Genomic DNA, 17,843 nt, shown 5'->3' with positions numbered 1-17,843 from the left:
CTCACAGGCGCGCCCCCTCGCCCGCGGCGACCCGCAGCACGTCGGCAAACACACCGGCCGCGGTGACTTCCGGGCCCGCGCCCGGGCCCTGCACCACCAACGGGTTGTTGCAGTAGCGGCCGGTGGTGAACTGCACCACGTTGTCGGTCAGGCGCAGGTTGGCGAAGGCATGGTCGGCCGGCAGTTCCACCAGTCCCACGCTCGGCGCCTGGCCCGGCTTGAACTGGGCCACGTAGCGCAGCACGCAGCCGCGCGAACGTGCATCGGCCAGGCGCTGGGCGAAGGTGGCATCCACCTCCGGCAACGCCGCCATGAAATCCTCGACGCTGGCCTGCTGCAGCGATGCCGGCACCAGGCTTTCCACCGCCACGTCCTCCAGGCTCAGATCGTGGCCAGCCTCGCGGGCAAGGATGACCAGCTTGCGCGCCACGTCGATGCCGGACAGGTCGTCACGCGGGTCCGGCTCGGTGTAGCCCATGCCACGGGCCTGGGTGACCAGTTCGGAGAACGGCACGCTGCCGTCGTACTTGTTGAACAGCCACGCCAGCGTGCCGGAGAAGATGCCGGCGATGGCGGTGACTTCATCGCCGGTATCGACCAGGTCGCGCAGCGTGGTGATGACCGGCAGGCCGGCACCCACCGTCGCTTCGTAGCGGAAGCGCGCACCGCTGGACTCGGCCGCTGCGCGGATGGCGTGGTAGCGGGCCAGCGGGCCGGCACCGGCCTGTTTGTTCGGTGTGACCACGTGGATGCCGGCGGCCAGCCAGCCGGCGTAGCGCTCGGCCACTTCCGGGCTGCCGCTGCAGTCCACGATCAGCGTGTGCGGCAGGCGTGCGGAGAGCAGGTGCTCGGTGAACAGGTCCAGGTCGGCCGGCGACCTGGATGCCTCGAACGCCTGTTTCCACTCACCGTGCAGGCCACGCTGGTCCAGCAGCATGCGCGTACGCGAGGTGACCGCGCGCAGGCGCAGGTCGAGCTTGGCCTTGGCCAGCAACTGCGGCTGAGCGGTGTTGAGCTGGTCCAGCAAGGCCGCACCGACGTTGCCCGGCCCGATCACGCCCACCGAGAACGTCTGCGGCGACAGCCAGAAGCCGGCATGCGCGGCGCGCAGTGCCTTGGTCGCGTCACGCGCGTCGATGGCCACCGAGATATTGCGCTCGGACGAGCCCTGCGCGATGGCCAGGATGTTGACGTGCGCCCGGCCCAGCGCTTCGAACAGGCGCGCCGCCACGCCGGGCTGGCCGGCCATGCCATCACCCACCGCCGCCAGCACGCTCACGCCGGTGGTCAGCTGGACGCGCTGCACCTGGCCGGCGGCCAGTTCATGCGAGAACGCCTGCACCAGCGCATCACGCGCCTGCTCGGCCTCGCCCTGCTTGACCACGCAGCAGATCGAATGCTCGGACGAACCCTGCGAGATCATCACCACCGACACATGCGCGTTGCGCAGCGCCGAGAACACGCGCTCGGCCGTGCCCGGCACGCCGATCAGGCCGGTGCCCTCGACGTTGAGCACGGCCAGGTCCGGGCTCAGGGTCAGGCCCTTGATCGGGCCGGCGCTGGAGCTTTCACCGGTGATGCGGGTCCCCGGGTGATCGGGCTGGAAGGTATTGCGGATGATGATCGGCAGGCCCCGTTCGATGGCCGGCGACATCGTCTGCGGGTGCACCACCTTGGCCCCGAAGTAAGCCAGCTCGCAGGCCTCGTCGTAGCTCAAGGCATCCAGCTGCACCGCTTCGGGCACCACCCGCGGGTCGGCCGAGAGCACCCCGTCCACGTCGGTCCAGATGTGCAGTTCGTCCGCTTCGAACAGCGCGGCGAAGATAGCACCGGAGAAGTCGCTGCCATTGCGGCCCAGCGTGGTGATGTGGCCCTTGCGGTCACGGGCCACGAAACCGGTCACCACCAGGCGGCGTGCCGGATGCGACTGCCGCCACAGCTCCAGCTTGGCCGCGCTGGACTTCCAGTCCACGTCCACGCCGAGTTCGCCGTGGTTGACCACCAGCACCTCGCGCGCATCGAGCACGTCGCAGTCCTCGCCCAGCGCCTGCAGGTGATGGCCGAGCAGGTGCGCGGAGAACACTTCGCCCAGGCCCTGCACCCGGTCCAGCACTCCTGCGGCAGTTCGCCGATCACCGCCAATGCGGCCAGCACGTCATGCAGGCGCGCGAAACGCGCATCCAGCCATTCGACGGTGGCGCCGGAGTGCTCACCCAGCAGCGCGGCGGCGGCAGCGCGGTGACGCGCTCGCAGTTCATGCCAACGTTCTTCCCAGTTCGCATCACCCGCGCCGGCCAGCCGCGCCAGTTCGATCAGCGCGTCGGTCACGCCCTTCATCGCCGAGACCACGGTGACCTGCACCTGCTCCTGGCGCGCCAACAGCAGCTGGGCGACATGGCGATAGCGCTCGGCATCGGCGACGGAGGTACCGCCGAATTTATGGACGACGGTACGGACGGCGGCGTCCGCGGCGGGATCGGCGAGTGAAGCGGCAACTGACGACATCGGATCAACCTCGTTGGGAGGCCCCGACACGCATCTGGATGGAGTTCCCCCGCATCCTGATCCGGGTGCGGGGCCGTGGTTTTCGGAAATTACGCGAAGACGACGGGCCGCACCGGGCAAGTGGTGACGGTAATAGTGGTGGTGGTAATCGAGGTCGCCGGGCCCTGCGCGCGGCACGACACACCCCGGTGGGGTGGCAGCGGCTGGGCGGTGGTCAGGGCGGCGAACATGCGTTCAAGAAAACACCGATGGTCGGGCCACTGTCAAGTGTTGCAGCGCAAAAACCGGCTTGAAGGCATCGTCGGCGAAGCTGCCGTCAAAAGTTGCAAATGTCACGAAGCATCAACTTCGCGCATCTTTCAATGAAGAACTGCGATCCCTTCACCCACGCATTGGTTGCCGTCGCAACCGGCGCTCCGGCACCGCATTCACGCCGCCGCCACTGGCGTTGCGCGTGTTCGCATCGAGCGTACCGAACTGCGCGGAATGACCTACGCCGATTCAGGCACCGGCCCGGTCGGACGATGCGCGGCGGCACTCCATACCACGCCGGCCAACAGGCAGGCGGCCGCGACCAGTTCGATCGGCAACGGCCAACGCTGTTGCCACAGGAAGCCATACAGCAGGCCGAACAGCGTTTCGAACACAATCATCTGCCCCCCCAGGGTCAGCGGCAGCGCCCGGCTGGCCCGGTTCCAGCAGGCGTTGCCCAGGATCGAGGCGAACAAGGCCACCGCCGCCGCGACCGCCCAGAAGCCGGCCCATTCGTTGCCGCTGTGCGTGCGGCTGTCACCGAGGAATGCCACCGGTGCCAGCAGCAGCGCCAGCGCCCCGGTCGCCACGCCGGTCAGCAGTGACCAGTCGTGCCCGGACAGCTGCGGCACCCTGGCAAGCCAGCGGGTGTTCCAGACCGAGTACGCCGTCCATGACACCAACGCGCCGACACCGCACAACAGGCCGACCACACGCTGCAGCGTGCTGCCGTGCACATGGGTCGAGCCGACCGCCTCGTAACCCATCAGCACCACCCCGGCCACGCACAGCGCCAGTGCCGGCGCCAGCCGCGACAGCGGCACCGCGCCAGGCTCCCGCGAGCCGACGACCGCGACCAGTACCGGCACCATGCCCACGATCAGCGCCGCGGCGGCACCGCCGCTCCATTGCACCGAGATGGACAGCAGCACGAAATAGATGAGGTTGCCGAGCAGGCTCAGCCAGGTCAGTGCGGTCCATTCGATCCGACCGATGCTGGCGCGCAGCGTCGGCCAACGCGGCACCAGCAGCACGATGGCGATCAATCCGTAGACCAGATAACGGGCGGCGGCCAGTTGCAGCGGCGAGAAACCGGACAGCATCGCTGGCGCGAGGAACACCACACCCCACAACGCGCCCGAGGCCACGCCGTTGGCAATGCCCACGCCCATCGATCGATTCATCTCGCACCACGCCATCCTTCGGGCCGCGCAGTGTAGGCCCGCGGTCAGGGCGTGTCTTGACCGAAACTACTGGCCTGGGCCCGCCACTGGCGCGGGCCCAATCCGGTTTCCCGGCGCAGCGCACGGGTCAACGCGCTGTGCTCGGAGTACCCGGCCCGCAGCGCGATATCACTGATGCTGGCGTTGCTGCCCTGCAACTGCTGCTTGGCCCAGCGCAGCCGCGTTGCCCCTACCCAGGCCAGCGGCGAAAGGGCGAACTCGCGGGCGAACACCGCATGCAGGCGACTGCCACTGACCCCGACTTCGGCCGCCATCCGTGCCACCGTCCAGTCCGCCCCAGGCGTCTGGCGAACCCGCGCGCACAGGGCCTGCAGGCGTGCACCGCTGCCGGCTGGCGCGAACCAGCGCAGCAGCAGTGGCAAGGGGTCATGCCCGGCGGTGTGGCGCGGGTCCTGCAGGTGCTGCAACAGATGGCGCGCATGCCCGGGCAGGGCCAGCCAGGGGACGCGGCGCAGGTGCTCGAGCGTGTCATCGTCCAATGAACCGGGCGGGCAATCGATGATCAGGCAGCAGTTCTCGCCCCGCCCTTCCAATGCATGGATTTCGCCTGCCGCGACGAAGGCGCCCTGCAGCGGATCGAGTCGACCGCCGTGGCCAGAGACCTCGAACTGCAGGTCACCCCGTACGGGCAGCACCCACTGCGAGAAGTCATGGCACTCCTGTCCGGTCGGAACCGGATAACGGCGCAAGTGGCGGGACGTGGCGGACATCGCCGCAGTCTGCATCGCGGCCTTGCCTGCGGCAATCCGCCTTCCGTCGCACGCGCGCGCAGCCCACGACGCGAGACGCCCTACGTTCATGGCATCACGAGGCAGGAAGGGGAGGCAATGGCTGCGCCATGCATGGCCAGCAGGGGAACGCTGGCGGCCCCGACACGATTCGAACGTGCGACCTGTCCCTTAGGAGGGGACCGCTCTATCCAGCTGAGCTACGGGGCCTGAAATTGGGTGCCAAGAGTACAGGCAAGCTCGATCAACGACCAGCATTGCGGAGGGTCGACGCATATCAGCATGCTTGAAGAAGGATGCCCTCCAGGCCGAATCACCACGTTCAGCAGCGCACTGTCCCAGACAAACAAGCCCCAAAGCCCCTTGCTGAACAACAAATGGAAGGCGTGGGCGTCACTCCTCGAAGGGAGGCGCCTCCGGACATGACCCGGCCACTCTCCGCCCCCCGCTTTGACCGGCCAGCCGCCCCGGCCCGGGCCATGGCCGGACATGCACCTCTGTTACCATTCTGAATTCCGCCCGCCGTTTCCCCCACGCCGGCGGCGGGCATTCAACGCCACAGAAACAGGAGTTTGCATGTCTTCCGAGCTGCTCAAGGCCTTGGGCCTGGACGCCACCAACGCTGGCACCTACCTGGGTCAGGGGGAATGGTCCGCCGCCACCGGCGCCGGCGTCCTCAAGCCGCAGAACCCGACCACCGGCGAAGTGATCGCCGAGGTCCAGGCCACCACCGAGGCCGATTACGAGACCGTGATCGCCCGTGCTCAGGAAGCCTACAAGGTATGGCGCACCACCCCGGCCCCGCGCCGTGGCGAGGCCGTGCGCCTGTGCGGTGAGGCACTGCGCGCCAACAAGGACGCGCTGGGCTCGCTGGTCGCGCTGGAAATGGGCAAGTCCAAGCCGGAAGGCGACGGCGAAGTGCAGGAGATGATCGACATCGCCGACTTCGCCCTGGGCCAGAGCCGCATGCTGTATGGCTACACCATGCACTCCGAGCGCCCGGGCCACCGCATGTATGAGCAGTACCACCCGCTGGGCCTGGTCGGCATCATCTCGGCCTTCAACTTCCCGGTCGCGGTGTGGAGCTGGAACGCGTTCCTGGCCGCCATCTGCGGCGACGTGTGCATCTGGAAGCCGTCCAACAAGACCCCGCTGACCGCCATTGCCACGATGAAGATCTGCAATGACGCACTCAAGGCCGGCGGCTTCCCGGACATCTTCTTCCTGATCAACGACGCCGGCACCGCGCTGTCGGAAAAGATGGTCGACGACCGTCGCGTGCCGCTGATCTCCTTCACCGGCTCGACCCAGGTCGGCCGCACCGTCAACCAGAAGGTCGCCCAGCGCCTGGGCCGCTGCCTGCTGGAACTGGGTGGCAACAACGCCATCATCTTGGACGAGACCGCCGACCAGAAGCTGGCCGTGCCGGGCATCGTGTTCGGCGCCGTCGGCACCGCCGGCCAGCGCTGCACCACCACCCGCCGCCTGATCGTGCATGAATCCATCTACGACAACGTGCTGGCCACGCTGGTCAAGGCGTACAAGCAGGTGGAAGGCAAGATCGGCGATCCGACCGACGCGGCCAACCTGATGGGCCCGCTGAACAGCCCGGAGGCCGTGCAGCAGTTCCTGGCCTCGATCGAGAAGGCCAAGGCCGCCGGCGGCACCGTCGAGACCGGCGGCACCGCCATCGACCGCCCGGGCAACTTCGTGCTGCCGGCGATCGTCACCGGCCTGAAGAACAGCGATGAGATCGTCCAGCACGAGACCTTCGCCCCGATCCTGTACGTGATGAAGTACAGCAATCTGGACGAAGCCATCGACATGCAGAACGGCGTGCCGCAGGGCCTGTCGTCCTCGATCTTCACCCAGAACCTGAAGACCGCCGAGAAGTTCCTGTCCGCAGCCGGCAGCGACTGCGGCATCGCCAACGTCAACATCGGCACCTCTGGTGCGGAAATCGGCGGTGCGTTCGGTGGCGAGAAGGACACCGGCGGTGGCCGTGAGTCCGGTTCGGACGCCTGGAAGGTCTACATGCGCCGCCAGACCAACACCATCAACTACTCCGACTCGCTGCCGCTGGCCCAGGGCATCAAGTTCGACCTGTAAGGTGAGACGGCTCCCGCCACGGCGGGAGCCCGCAGCATGGCGGACGGGCTTCCCGTCCGCTTTCCACATCTGAAATGGAGTTCCATCATGAGCATCCCCACTCCGCGCCAGACCAGCAGCCTTGCCGTGGTCAGCCTGGTTGCCGGCATCCTCGGCTGGACCCTGCTGCCGTTCCTCGGCAGCCTGGCGGCGATCATCTTCGGCCACATGGCCCGGGGCGAGATCCGCCGCAGCAATGGCCAGCTCGATGGCGATGGCCTGGCCGTCACCGGCCTGGTGCTGGGCTGGCTGTCGGTGGCGATGTGGGTGGTGGGCATCCTGGCCTTCGTCCTGTTCTTCGGCGGACTGGCCTGGCTGGCCGCACTGAATTCCTGAGGCCGTCATGGCGCATTCCGATTCCACCCAACGCTTCAGCAACCGCGTGGCGGACTATGTCCGCTACCGGCCCGGGTATCCGGCGGCGTTGCTGGAATGGCTGCACCGGGACATCGGCATCCCCCCGAGTGCGCGCGTGGCCGACATCGGCGCCGGCACCGGCATTTCCTCGCACCTGTTCCTGGAGGCCGGCCATCCGGTCATCGCGGTGGAACCCAATGCGCCCATGCGCGAGGCCGCCCGTGACTGGCTGGCCGCGGACTACCCGCAGCTCACCCTGGTCGATGGCACCGCCGAAGCCACCACGCTGGCCGACGCCAGCGTCGACGTGGTCGCCGCGGCGCAGGCCTTCCATTGGTTCGACACCGACGCGGTGCACCGCGAATGGGCGCGCATCCTGCAGCCCGGCGGCATCGCGCTGGTGTTCTGGAACTCGCGCCTGCTCGATGCCTCGCCGTTCCTGGTCGGCTACGAACGCCTGCTGATCGAGTACGGCACCGATTACACCGAAGTGGCCGAGCGCTACCAGAGCGATGCCCAGATGCGCGAGTGGTTCGGCGCCGGGCTGCGCGGCATCGCCACCTTCCCCAACGTGCAGTGGCTGGACCTGGATGGCTTGCGTGGCCGCCTGCTGTCCTCCTCCTACGCGCCGCAGGCCGGCCATCCGCGCCACGCGGCGATGCTGCAGGCCCTGCAACAGTTGTTCAACGACCATGCCGTCGACGGCAAGGTCGCCTTTGAGTACCAGACCCGCGCCTTCGCCGGCACGCTGAATTGAGCTTATGTATTCGATTGCCCGTCCCCTGCTGTTCACCCTCGACGCCGAACGCGCGCATGGCCTTGGCCTGTCCGCGCTGGACCTGGCCTGGCGCACCGGCACCACGCCGCTGCTGGCCGGCCGCGTCAAGCCGCTGCCCACCAAGGTCTGGGGCCTGGACTTCCCCAACCCGGTAGGCCTGGCGGCCGGGCTGGACAAGAACGGCGAGCACATCGAGGCCCTGTTCGGGCTGGGTTTCGGCTTCGTCGAGATCGGCACCATCACCCCGCGCCCGCAGGCCGGCAGCCCCAAGCCGCGGCTGTTCCGGCTGCCCAACCATGGCGCCATCATCAACCGCATGGGGTTCAACAACCTCGGCGTGGATGCGCTCGTGGCCAACGTGGAAAAGGTCCGCCATCGCCCCGGCCCGCTGGGCATCAACATCGGCAAGAACAAGGACACGCCCAACGAGGACGCGCTGTCCGATTACCTGGCGTGCATGGAGAAGGTCTACCCGCTGGCCGACTACATCACCGTCAACATTTCCTCGCCCAACACCGCCGGCCTGCGCGAGCTGCAGGAGGAACAGGCGCTCAAGCACCTGGTCGCCGGCCTGCGCGAGGCCCAGGAACGGCTGGCCGCCCAGCATGGCCGGCGCGTGCCGATGCTGGTCAAGGTCGCCCCGGACCTGAGCGACCGCGACATCGACGCCGCGGCCCGGGTGCTGGGCGAACTGGCCGTCGACGGCGTGATCGCCACCAACACCACCATTGGCCGCCCATTGGTCGACGCCGACCCCATTTCGAAGGAAATCGGCGGCCTGTCCGGCGCACCGCTGCTGGGCCAGTCCACGCTGGTGCTGCGCCGCCTGCGCGCACGCCTGCCCGAATCGGTGCCACTGATCGGCGTGGGCGGCATCAGCTCCGGTGCCGACGCAGTCGCCAAGATGGCCGCCGGCGCCGCGCTGGTGCAGTGCTACAGCGGCCTGATCTACCGTGGCCCGGCCCTGATCGGCGATTGCGTCGACGCGATCCGCCGCCGCCGTGAATCCCCGTCGCGCGGCGCCGTCGCACCGCTATGACGACTGCTGTTGCCCCCTGGTCGCTCACCGAAAACGCCTCGCTGCAGCACCTGAACACCTTCCACGTCACCGCGCATGCGCCACGCCTGTTGCGCGTCGCCGACCCGGCGGCCCTGCCCGAAGCCCTGGCCACCGTCGTCGGGCAGGCGCCGCTGCTGGTGCTGGGCAGCGGCAGCAACGTGCTGATCGCCGCCGACCCCGAAGGCACGGTCCTGGCGTTCGACAACCGTGACATCACCATCCTCGAACACCGCGCCGACCATGCCATCGTCCGCGCCGGGGCCGGGGTGATCTGGCACGAACTGGTGCTGTGGTCGCTGGGCGAAGGCCTGTCCGGACTGGAAAACCTGGCATTGATCCCCGGCACCGTCGGTGCCGCGCCCATCCAGAACATCGGTGCCTATGGCGCACAGGTCGGCGAGTTCATCCAGACCGTCGAAGCCTGGGATACCCGCGAACAGGCCTGGGTGCGCCTGGACCAGGACGCCTGCCTTTTCAGCTACCGCGACAGCGTGTTCAAGCAGGACGCCGACCGTTACCTGATCACCGCGGTCGAGTTCCGCCTGCCGCTGCTCAACGAACTGCGGCTGGACTACGCCGGCATCGGCGAGCAGCTGGACGCGATGGGCATCGCCCTGCCGGTCGCCGCCGACGTGGCCAATGCGGTGATTGCGATCCGTCGCCGCAAGCTGCCCGACCCCGATGTGCTTGGCAACGCCGGCAGCTTCTTCAAGAACCCGATCCTGCCGCTGGAACAGGTCGACGTGCTGCTGCAGCACTACCCGCAGTTGCCGGTGTTTCCCGGCAATGACCCGGGCAACCGCAAGGTCTCCGCCGCGTGGATGATCGAGGCCTGCGGCTGGAAGGGCCAGCGCGACGGCGATGCCGGCATCTCGCCGAACCACGCGCTGGTGCTGGTCAACCACGGCACCGCCAGCGGCGCGCAGCTGCTGGCCTTCGCGCGGCGTGTCTCGGCCTCGGTGCTGGAAACCTTCGGCGTCCCCATCGAGCCGGAACCACGGCTCATCGGCGCACGCTGGTGAGCCGCATTGCGGCCATCGCCCCCCAGCCCGCCCCCGTCCGCGCCGCGCTGCTGATGTTCGGCAGCGCGATGGCGTTCGGCCTGATGGCCATCGCCATCCGCTACGCCACCCGCTACGTGCCCACCCAGGAAGTGGCGTTCTTCCGCAACGGCTTCGGCCTGCTGGCGCTGTTGCCGATGCTGCTGCGGCCGGGCCATGCCCCGTTGCGCACGAAGCAGCTGCCTCGCTACTTCATGCGCAGCGCGATCGGCCTGGCCTCGATGCTGTGCGGCTTCTGGGCGATCGGCCACCTGCCACTGGCGCAAGCCATCTCCCTGTCGTATTCCACGCCGCTGTTCGTGACCCTGGCCGCGGTGCTGTGGCTGGGCGAGAAGGTGCGCTTCCGGCGCTGGGCGGCGGTGATCGCCGGCTTCATCGGCGTGCTGGTGATCGTGCGCCCCGGCTCGAACGGCTTCGCCGCCGGCAGCCTGATCGCGGTGCTGGCGGCCCTGCTCAGCGCGCTGGTGGCCATCCAGATCAAGCAACTCACCCGCGTCGACGGCCCGGATACCGTGGTGTTCTACACCTACGTATTCTGGGTACCGCTGTCGCTGGTGCCGGCCCTGTTCGTCTGGGTCTGGCCCAGCGCCATCGCCTGGGCATGGCTGGTCGCCACCGGCGTACTCGGCACCGCCGGCCAGCTGTTGTGGACGCGCGCCCTGAAGCTCGGCGAAGTCTCCGCACTCACCCCGATCAGCTTCACCCAGCTGCCGCTGGTCACGCTGCTGGGCTGGTTGCTGTTCGACCAGGCGTTGGACCGCTGGACCGTGATCGGCGCACTGATCATCCTCGGCTCCAATGCCTACATCGCCCACCGCGAGGCGGTGCTGGCGCGCCGTGCCGCCACCCAGTCGCCCAGCGCCGCCGCCAAGCCCATCGAATGAGCCCTACAGCAGCATTGCCAACAGCGGTGCCGCAGCGACGTTGACCAAGCCGGCCATCACCATCACCAGCCCGGCGATGGCGCCTTCGCTCTCCCCCAGCTCGCGTGCCTTGGACACGCCCATGCCGTGCGCGCCCATGCCGAACAGCGCACCACGCGCCATCGCACTGCGCACCGGCAGCACCTTGAGCAGCAGTTGCCCGAACAGGGAACCGCAGATGCCGGTGATCATCACGAACACCGCGGTCAACTCGGGGATGCCGCCAATGCGGCCGGACACGTCCATCGCGAACGGCGTGGTGATCGAACGCGGCGCTAGGCTCAGCCGCAGTTCCGGCGACAGGTGCAGGGCGGTGGCCATCCACCATGCGGCCGTGATGGCGATGCCACTGCCCACCAGCACCCCGGCACCGAGCACCTTCCAGTGCCGTGCGATCAAGGCCCGCTGCGCGTGGATGGGCACCGCGAAGGCCACCGTCGCCGGACCCAGCATCGCCATCAGCCAATGGGTACCGCGCAGGTAGTCGTGGTAACTGGCATGCAGCAACGAGGCCAGCGCCAGCAGCACCAACGGCGCGACGATCAGCGGCGATGCCCATGCCCGACCGCTGCGCCGGTACAGCTGCTTGGCGCCAAGGTAGGCCACGATCGTCGCCACGGCCCAGAACACCGGCCACAGCCATTGCGCCGGATGCGCAAACCCAGGGTCAATGTTCATCGCGCTGGCCCCTGCGCAACAGCAGCTCCACCGTCATCGCCGTGGCCGCCATCACCAGCAGCGTGCCGCCGACCACCACCACCAGCAGCTTCAGGCCCAGCCAGCCAAACATCTGCCGGTTGTCGAGCAGGATCATCGCCGCCGGTACGAAGAACAGCAGCATCTCGGCCAGCAGCCAGCGCGCGCCGCCGCTGAAGGTACGCGGTGACAACCAGCCCAGTGCAAAGGCCAGCAACAGCACGCACAAGCCGACGATGCCGCCCGGCACCGGCACGCCCCATTGCCGCATCAGGGCATCGGCCAGCAGCCAGACCGCGACCAGCGCCAGGATCTGCAGCACTCGGCTGCGCCGGAAGCCACGCCGCAGGCCTGCCCGGTGGCGGCGCAGGGAAACAAGGAAGGTATCCATGCCCTCCTGTGTACGCCTGCCCATTGCATAATTAAAATGAATTGATTGAATCCAATGAATTCCAATTCAGAATGGATATCCGCCAACTCCGGATGCTGGTCGAAGTGGTCCGGCGGGACGGCTTCTCCGCCGCGGCCGAGACCCTGTTCGCCACCCAGCCCACGGTCAGCAAGGCCATCCGCCAGCTGGAAGATGAGCTGGGTGAAACCCTGCTGGAGCGCTCCCGCCACGGCGTGCGGCTGACGCCCGCCGGGCAGATCGTCTACCGGCGTGCCCTGGCCCTGCTCGGCGAGCGCGAGGACATGCTGCGCGAACTTGAAGAACTGCGCGGCCTGCAACGAGGCGCGCTTCACCTGGGCCTGGCCTCGCTGGGCAGCGACGTGTTGTTCGCACCCGTGCTGGCACGCTTCCGCCAGCAGTACCCGCAGATCGAACTGCACGTGCAGCAGCGAGGCAGCGAGGCCCTGGAGGAAAGCCTGCGCGCCGGTGAGATCGAGCTGGCCGCCAGCCTGCTGCCCGTGGCCGACGACCTGGAATGGCAGGCCGTGCGCACCGAGCCACTGGTCGCGCTGCTGCCGCAGGCGCACCCGCTGGCACGGCGGCCGTCGCTGCAGCTGCAGGACCTGGCGCAGGTGCCGTTCGTGCTGTTCGAAAAGGGCTTCATGCTCAACCGCCGCATCGTCCAGGCCTGCCTGGCGCGCGGCTTCACGCCACGCGAGGCCACTCGCAGCGGCCAACCGGATTTCATCATCGCCCTGGTCGCCGCCGGCCTGGGCGTGGCCCTGCTGCCGCGCATGATCGCCGTGGCCCGGCCACGTCCGGACGTGGCCGTCGTGCCGCTGGACGCGCCCGAACTGGACTGGAAGATGGCACTGACCTGGCGCCGCGGCGGATACCTGTCCGCCGCCGCCCAGGCCTGGTTGCAGCTGGTCGCCGAATTCCCCCCGGAAGCCGGGCCCGGCTGACGCGGCGAGGCGGTGTCGGCACTGCATGGATTGCCACGCTGTCGCGACGCATTCCGCGCGCCCCGCGCGGGTCAGGCGACGCGTGCGCAGGCGTCCGCCGGTTGCCGCCAGGCCAGCCAACCCGTCACTGCCAGCAGCGCCATCACGGCCGGTGGAAACGCCCCCGCCCCGGCGTGCGTGAGCAGGACGCCACCGATCAGGCCGCCGCCGGCGATGGCCAGGTTCCAGGTGGTGACCAGCATCGATTGCGCCACATCGGCCGCCGCCCCGGCGGCTGTCGCCAGCGCGGTCTGGAACAGGGTTGCCGCGCCTCCGAACGCCAACCCCCAGATCGCCACCGCGGCGTAGACCACCACGGGCATGTCGCCCAGGACTCCCAGTGCAAGCGCAGCGGTGGCAAACAGCCCCGTGCTGGCGAGCGTGAGCAGGCGCAGATGATGGTCGATCCAGAGACCCACGCCGACGATGCCAAACAACGATGCGCTGCCGAACACCAGCAACACCAGGTCCGTCCGCGCCGCCATGCCCGCACGTGCCAGAAACGGCGCGATGTAGGTGTACAGGATGTTGTGCGCCAGCACGTAAGCCAACACCACGAGCAGCACCGGCCGCACCCCCGGCAAGGTGAACACCTGCCGCAGCGATGCCCTTCGACCCTTGTCCTGGCCGGGGAAGTCCGGCAGGCGCAGGCGTACCCAGGCCATCAACAACACCGCCAGCACGCTCATGATGCCGAAGCAGGTCCGCCAGCCCAGCACCTGGCCCAGCAGGGTTCCCGCCGGGATTCCCAGTGACAGCGCCAACGGCGTGCCGACCATCGCAATCGCGATCGCCTTGCCCTTCTGCGATGCCGGCACCATGCGCGTGGCATAGCCTGCCAACAACGCCCACAGCAGCCCTGCCGACACGCCGGCGCCGAAGCGCGCCAGCATCGTCAGCACAAGGTTCGAAGAGAACGTGGTGACCGCGTTGGTCAGCGCGAAGCCGGCGATCGCGGCCAGCAGCAACGCCCGTCGGCGCATGCCCTGGGTGGCGGTGGTCAGCGGGATCGCGGCGGTCATCGAGCCCAGTGCGTAGACGGTGATGGTCTGGCCGACCCAGGCCTCCGACACCGCCAGCCCCTGCGCCATCTGCGGCAACAGGCCGGCCGGCAGCGCCTCGGTGAGGATGGTGATGAACCCTGCCAAGGCCAGCGCCAGCAGCGACGCCAGCGGCAGGCGGTCGTGCTGACCGGCCTTCATCGGGCACCGCCAATGCCGGCGTACACCGCATCACGCACGTCGGCGACGAAACGCCCGGACATGCCCTCGTACAAGGTGTTGGTGAAAGCGACCACGCTCAATCGCTGCGGCCTGTCCACGAACCACGAATGCCCGTAGGCGCCGCCCCAGCGCCAGGTCCCGGGGCTTTCCGGCGAGCCCGCCAGCAACGGATCGCGCAGCACCGAGAAGCCCAGCCCGAAGCCGAACCCGGGGGCACCGCCCACCTCCGCTCCCCCGGTCTGGTCGCGCCCGGCCTCGTCCAGCAGCGCGGGCGGCAGCAGCGCTTCGCTGCGCAGCGCCTCGAGCAAGCGCAGGAAGTCGCCCGCCGTACCCGCCATGCCGGCACCCGCGGATGCGAATGCCGTCGGGTCCAAGATGCGTAATGGACTGAACGGGATGCCGACCGTGCCTTCAAACGGGGCGACCACCTCGCCCTCGCCCAGCCGATGCGGCACCGGCTGGTCAGTCACATAGGCCACGGCCAGCCGCGCGGCATCGTCCACTGCGAAACCGGTATCGCGCATCTCCAACGGGCCGGTCAGCAACGCACGGACCGCCTGCGCCAGCGGTTGTCCGTGCACCTGTGCAACCAGCCGCCCCAGGACATCGGTGGCCAACGAGTACCCCCATCCGGCTCCGGGGGCATAGGCCAACGGCACGCTGGCGATCCGGCGCAGGTTCTCGTCCAGGTCGAACCCGACCGCATCCATGCCGTCGGATACGCCGGCCCGTGCATAAGGCCCCTGCGCGTCTGCTTCGAAGAAGCGATAGCCGAGCCCGGCCGTATGGCTGAGCAGGTGCCGGGGCGTGATGACGGCCGGCTGTCCGTCGGCCAACCGAGGCTGGAACCACGGCAGCCATCGACGGATGTCCGCGTCCAGGTCCAGTTGCCCACGTGCGACCAGCAGCAGCGCCGCCATCGACACGATGGGCTTGCTGACCGAGGCAAGCCGGAAGATCGTGTCCAACTGCATCGGCCGGGCCGCCTCGCGATCGGCCATCCCGGCCGCCTGGCGGTGCACCCAGCGCCCATCCCGGCGCACCAGCACCACCGCACCCACCAGCCGATGCTCGGCGATGGCCTGGTCAACGACAGCCTTCACGGGGGCGCTGAGCGGCGAACGGTCGGGGGCTGGCAATGGCAAGGACGACGTCATCGTCATGGAAACACCTCACTGCTTGGGGGAGGTGTGACGATAGAAATCCTTCCATTCGGGAAAAAGTGGGCTACATTTCCGCGTTGTGCGGACACCAACATCCGCAATCACGCCACGTCAGGGAGCAGGGATGGACAGCCTCAACGGCTTCGTCGTGTTCGTGCAGGTCGCCGAGACCCGCAGCTTCGTGGCTGCCGGGCGGCAACTGGGCGTCTCCGCCTCGGCCATCGGCAAGAGCGTCGCGCGCCTGGAGGAAAAGCTGGGTGTACGCCTGTTCCACCGCAGCACGCGCAGCGTCACCCTCACCGCCGAGGGCGCGCTGTTCCTGGAGCGCAGCCGGCGCATCCTGGCCGAGATCGAAGCCGCCGAACTTGAGCTGTCCCAGGCCAGCGGCGCGCCGCGCGGGCGACTGCGCATCAGCCTGCCCCTGGTCAGTCCGTTGATGCTGCCGGTACTGGGCGAGTTCATGCGCACCTACCCGGACATCGAACTGGACCTGGACTTCACCGACCGCATGGTGGACGTGATCGAGGAGGGCTTCGATGCGGTGATACGCACCGGTGCCCCGGCCGACTCGCGGCTGTCGGCACGCCGCCTGGGTGCCTTCCGGCTGCAGGTCGTGGCTTCACCGGCCTATCTCGCCCGCCATGGCACGCCGCGCACGCCGGCCGACCTGTTGCATCACCAGTGCCTGCACTACCGCTTCCCCAACACCGGCAAGCTGGAAACCTGGGGATTGCGCCACCCCATCGCCGAAGGCGAACTGCAACTGCCACGGACCATGGTCTGCAACAACATCGAGACGCGGCTGTGCTTCGCGCTGCGCGGGCTGGGCATCGCCTACCTGCCCGACTTCGCCATCCGCGAGCCGCTGGCCGACGGACGCCTGCTGCCGTTGCTGGAAGACGCCATCGGCGCCACCGGCGTGTTCCACATCCTCTGGCCGGCCAGCAAGCACCCCTCGCCCAAGCTGCGGGCGCTGGTCGATTTCCTGAGCGAGCGGGTGTTCCCGGACAACCCGCAGCCAGCGCGGCAATAGCGGGCAACTGCAACCGTCGCGGCTGCCGGCAACCCGGGACAGCCCGACGCACGACGCCAATGGCCGTCAGAGATAGCGGACCACCATCGCGCCAAACACGCGACACAACAACACGGTCATCGCAAAGGCGGCCGCGAAGGAAAACAGCCAGTTCGTCTCGGCCTGGAGCAACCGCTTGCCTTCTTCGTCGAGCAGCCCGGCGTCGCGTCGCCGCATCTGGCGCGACAGCAGCAGCATGGAAAGCAGCGAAAGCAGGACCAGCGGCACCCAGGCGAACAGCAGGGTCGCAAGGCTCCCTGCCGACGCCCATCCGGCGCTGTGCCGTGCCAGGAAACCGCTGATGGCCACCTGGTTCCCGAAGGGCAGGAACACATGAAGCAAGGTCGCCATGCCGATGAACCGCAGGACGCCATGGCGCAGGCGCAACCCCCACGGCCAGCGCACGACCGGCGGCAGGGTCCGTCCGGCCTTCGACGGGAACGCGGTATCGACGGGGTTCATGCCGTCGGCAGCGCGCTTGCGGTCCTGATGCCAGAACTGGCGATAGAGCGCGCGATGCAGCACGAGGAACATGCAGGTCGCCATGAAGATGACCAGCACGATGTTGAAGGCAACCGCACCGGCATCACGATCGGTTGCCCCCCGCAGCAACGCGACACCGATCCAGCCACCGAACAGCAGCGTCCATCCGCCCAGGAACATCCCCGCGATGACCAGCCAACGTCGCCATTTCGGCCCGCGCTGCCAGATGCGCAGGCGGTATTGCTGCACGCCCGTGTCCCGTTCTTCGTCCATCGCGCCTTCCTCGTGCGTGTCCCTGTTGCCTGCACACCCCCGCCGGTCCGGACCGAGGCGCAGGACTGCCATGCCGCATCACGGCCCACAAACGGGAACGGGCATCGACTTCACGCCAATGCCCGCCCGATTCATCCCGGCAATGCCCCGATCAACGCGGCCTGGCGCGGTTCACTCCCACTCAATTATAAACAACACAAAAAAATGTTTTAAATCTGCACCTTGAGTAGAGAATTATTCACTGAACCATGAAAAATACCACGTTCAAATCAGCGAGGTAGAGCGCGCCCTGTATCGGCGTAATCCGACTTCGAGCAACCTTCCGAGGCCGTGGCCATCTGCCGCAACAGAATGGTTAGCTCGTCGGCGGAGTTACCGTCGCGGCGAACTTCAGCAAGCAGCTCCGCTGCATAGGTCGGATCGGCGCGGAAGTGCTCGGCCATCGCCGTGTCATGTGGTCTGTCCTTCATTTAGCATCATCC

The 17,843-nt window shown here is 68.2% G+C and carries 16 protein-coding genes, 1 tRNA gene and 1 pseudogene; 8 read left to right on the top strand and 10 right to left on the bottom strand.

All coding sequences use genetic code 11. The annotated features are described in order from the left end of the window. Position 1 precedes the first annotated feature (1 nt). From thrA to VA603_RS16610, 4 genes and pseudogenes are all read right to left on the bottom strand, one after another. Positions 2-2,505, bottom strand: a pseudogene (gene thrA / locus VA603_RS16625) (bifunctional aspartate kinase/homoserine dehydrogenase I). A gap of 491 nt (positions 2,506-2,996) precedes the next feature. Then, positions 2,997-3,941: a DMT family transporter gene (locus VA603_RS16620; protein WP_323439489.1), complete on the bottom strand. Its 945-nt coding sequence runs from the start codon at positions 3,939-3,941 to the stop codon at positions 2,997-2,999. A 44-nt stretch (positions 3,942-3,985) separates the two neighbouring features. After that, positions 3,986-4,711 (bottom strand): helix-turn-helix transcriptional regulator, encoded by a 726-nt coding sequence (locus VA603_RS16615; RefSeq protein WP_323439488.1) that lies wholly within the window; start codon positions 4,709-4,711, stop codon positions 3,986-3,988. Positions 4,712-4,862: 151 nt separating this feature from the next. Beyond that, positions 4,863-4,939, bottom strand: a tRNA-Arg gene (locus VA603_RS16610). 366 nt (positions 4,940-5,305) lie between these two features. On the opposite strand from VA603_RS16610, the gene amaB reads away from it, so the two are divergent. The 6 genes from amaB (at position 5,306) to VA603_RS16580 (ending at position 11,017) form a co-directional block, all read left to right on the top strand. Continuing rightward, positions 5,306-6,838: an L-piperidine-6-carboxylate dehydrogenase gene (gene amaB, locus VA603_RS16605; protein WP_132862856.1), complete on the top strand. Its 1,533-nt coding sequence runs from the start codon at positions 5,306-5,308 to the stop codon at positions 6,836-6,838. An 87-nt stretch (positions 6,839-6,925) separates the two neighbouring features. Beyond that, positions 6,926-7,213: a DUF4190 domain-containing protein gene (locus VA603_RS16600; protein WP_132862855.1), complete on the top strand. Its 288-nt coding sequence runs from the start codon at positions 6,926-6,928 to the stop codon at positions 7,211-7,213. A gap of 7 nt (positions 7,214-7,220) precedes the next feature. Beyond that, positions 7,221-7,991, top strand: coding sequence for a class I SAM-dependent methyltransferase (locus VA603_RS16595; protein WP_323439487.1), 771 nt, complete (start codon positions 7,221-7,223; stop codon positions 7,989-7,991). A gap of 4 nt (positions 7,992-7,995) precedes the next feature. Beyond that, positions 7,996-9,051 (top strand): quinone-dependent dihydroorotate dehydrogenase, encoded by a 1,056-nt coding sequence (locus VA603_RS16590; protein WP_132862853.1) that lies wholly within the window; start codon positions 7,996-7,998, stop codon positions 9,049-9,051. After that, a complete protein-coding gene (gene murB, locus VA603_RS16585) occupies positions 9,048-10,094 on the top strand; it encodes a UDP-N-acetylmuramate dehydrogenase (protein WP_132862852.1) in 1,047 nt (348 codons plus the stop codon). Before VA603_RS16590 ends, murB begins: the two co-directional genes overlap by 4 nt. 53 nt (positions 10,095-10,147) lie before the next feature. Further along, complete coding sequence (locus VA603_RS16580; RefSeq protein WP_132866056.1) at positions 10,148-11,017, top strand: DMT family transporter; 870 nt, start codon at positions 10,148-10,150, stop codon at positions 11,015-11,017. A gap of 3 nt (positions 11,018-11,020) precedes the next feature. On the opposite strand, the gene VA603_RS16575 is transcribed toward VA603_RS16580, so the two are convergent. Together VA603_RS16575 and VA603_RS16570 are read right to left on the bottom strand one after the other, a co-directional pair. Next, the gene (locus VA603_RS16575; RefSeq protein ID WP_132862851.1) at positions 11,021-11,734 is read right to left on the bottom strand and encodes an LrgB family protein; all 714 of its coding nucleotides are present in this window, start codon (positions 11,732-11,734) and stop codon (positions 11,021-11,023) included. Continuing rightward, positions 11,724-12,143 (bottom strand): CidA/LrgA family protein, encoded by a 420-nt coding sequence (locus VA603_RS16570; RefSeq protein ID WP_132862850.1) that lies wholly within the window; start codon positions 12,141-12,143, stop codon positions 11,724-11,726. Before VA603_RS16570 ends, VA603_RS16575 begins: the two co-directional genes overlap by 11 nt. A 71-nt stretch (positions 12,144-12,214) precedes the next feature. On the opposite strand from VA603_RS16570, the gene VA603_RS16565 reads away from it, so the two are divergent. Beyond that, positions 12,215-13,108: a LysR family transcriptional regulator gene (locus VA603_RS16565; protein WP_323439486.1), complete on the top strand. Its 894-nt coding sequence runs from the start codon at positions 12,215-12,217 to the stop codon at positions 13,106-13,108. Positions 13,109-13,179: 71 nt separating this feature from the next. Here VA603_RS16565 and VA603_RS16560 read toward each other — a convergent pair whose 3' ends face one another. Further along, on the bottom strand, positions 13,180-14,349 hold the full coding sequence (locus VA603_RS16560) for an MFS transporter (RefSeq protein ID WP_323439485.1): 1,170 nt from the start codon (positions 14,347-14,349) through the stop codon (positions 13,180-13,182). After that, positions 14,346-15,527, bottom strand: coding sequence for a serine hydrolase domain-containing protein (locus VA603_RS16555; RefSeq protein WP_425603745.1), 1,182 nt, complete (start codon positions 15,525-15,527; stop codon positions 14,346-14,348). Before VA603_RS16555 ends, VA603_RS16560 begins: the two co-directional genes overlap by 4 nt. A gap of 130 nt (positions 15,528-15,657) precedes the next feature. Here VA603_RS16555 and VA603_RS16550 point away from each other — a divergent pair, with 130 nt between their 5' ends. Beyond that, positions 15,658-16,566: a LysR family transcriptional regulator gene (locus VA603_RS16550; RefSeq protein ID WP_323439483.1), complete on the top strand. Its 909-nt coding sequence runs from the start codon at positions 15,658-15,660 to the stop codon at positions 16,564-16,566. A 66-nt stretch (positions 16,567-16,632) separates the two neighbouring features. Here VA603_RS16550 and VA603_RS16545 read toward each other — a convergent pair whose 3' ends face one another. Together VA603_RS16545 and VA603_RS16540 are read right to left on the bottom strand one after the other, a co-directional pair. Continuing rightward, entirely contained in the window at positions 16,633-17,361 is a 729-nt protein-coding gene (locus VA603_RS16545; protein ID WP_323439482.1) for a hypothetical protein, read from the bottom strand. Positions 17,362-17,630: 269 nt separating this feature from the next. Next, on the bottom strand, positions 17,631-17,804 hold the full coding sequence (locus VA603_RS16540; RefSeq protein ID WP_425603726.1) for a hypothetical protein: 174 nt from the start codon (positions 17,802-17,804) through the stop codon (positions 17,631-17,633). Positions 17,805-17,843: the final 39 nt, after the last annotated feature.

The sequence above is a fragment of the Stenotrophomonas capsici genome (genome assembly GCF_034961085.1).
Lineage (GTDB): Bacteria > Pseudomonadota > Gammaproteobacteria > Xanthomonadales > Xanthomonadaceae > Stenotrophomonas > Stenotrophomonas capsici.
This window is presented reverse-complemented; position numbering and strand designations above follow the sequence as displayed.

What these genes read in the sequence shown, in the direction of transcription:
- VA603_RS16620 (WP_323439489.1), bottom strand. Translation starts at nt 3,941, where the DNA reads ATGAATCGATCGATGGGCGTGGGCATTGCCAACGGCGTGGCCTCGGGC.
- VA603_RS16615 (WP_323439488.1), bottom strand. Translation starts at nt 4,711, where the DNA reads ATGTCCGCCACGTCCCGCCACTTGCGCCGTTATCCGGTTCCGACCGGA.
- amaB (WP_132862856.1), top strand. Translation starts at nt 5,306, where the DNA reads ATGTCTTCCGAGCTGCTCAAGGCCTTGGGCCTGGACGCCACCAACGCT.
- VA603_RS16600 (WP_132862855.1), top strand. Translation starts at nt 6,926, where the DNA reads ATGAGCATCCCCACTCCGCGCCAGACCAGCAGCCTTGCCGTGGTCAGC.
- VA603_RS16595 (WP_323439487.1), top strand. Translation starts at nt 7,221, where the DNA reads ATGGCGCATTCCGATTCCACCCAACGCTTCAGCAACCGCGTGGCGGAC.
- VA603_RS16590 (WP_132862853.1), top strand. Translation starts at nt 7,996, where the DNA reads ATGTATTCGATTGCCCGTCCCCTGCTGTTCACCCTCGACGCCGAACGC.
- murB (WP_132862852.1), top strand. Translation starts at nt 9,048, where the DNA reads ATGACGACTGCTGTTGCCCCCTGGTCGCTCACCGAAAACGCCTCGCTG.
- VA603_RS16580 (WP_132866056.1), top strand. Translation starts at nt 10,148, where the DNA reads ATGTTCGGCAGCGCGATGGCGTTCGGCCTGATGGCCATCGCCATCCGC.
- VA603_RS16575 (WP_132862851.1), bottom strand. Translation starts at nt 11,734, where the DNA reads ATGAACATTGACCCTGGGTTTGCGCATCCGGCGCAATGGCTGTGGCCG.
- VA603_RS16570 (WP_132862850.1), bottom strand. Translation starts at nt 12,143, where the DNA reads ATGGATACCTTCCTTGTTTCCCTGCGCCGCCACCGGGCAGGCCTGCGG.
- VA603_RS16565 (WP_323439486.1), top strand. Translation starts at nt 12,215, where the DNA reads ATGGATATCCGCCAACTCCGGATGCTGGTCGAAGTGGTCCGGCGGGAC.
- VA603_RS16560 (WP_323439485.1), bottom strand. Translation starts at nt 14,349, where the DNA reads ATGAAGGCCGGTCAGCACGACCGCCTGCCGCTGGCGTCGCTGCTGGCG.
- VA603_RS16555 (WP_425603745.1), bottom strand. Translation starts at nt 15,527, where the DNA reads ATGACGTCGTCCTTGCCATTGCCAGCCCCCGACCGTTCGCCGCTCAGC.
- VA603_RS16550 (WP_323439483.1), top strand. Translation starts at nt 15,658, where the DNA reads ATGGACAGCCTCAACGGCTTCGTCGTGTTCGTGCAGGTCGCCGAGACC.
- VA603_RS16545 (WP_323439482.1), bottom strand. Translation starts at nt 17,361, where the DNA reads ATGGACGAAGAACGGGACACGGGCGTGCAGCAATACCGCCTGCGCATC.
- VA603_RS16540 (WP_425603726.1), bottom strand. Translation starts at nt 17,804, where the DNA reads ATGGCCGAGCACTTCCGCGCCGATCCGACCTATGCAGCGGAGCTGCTT.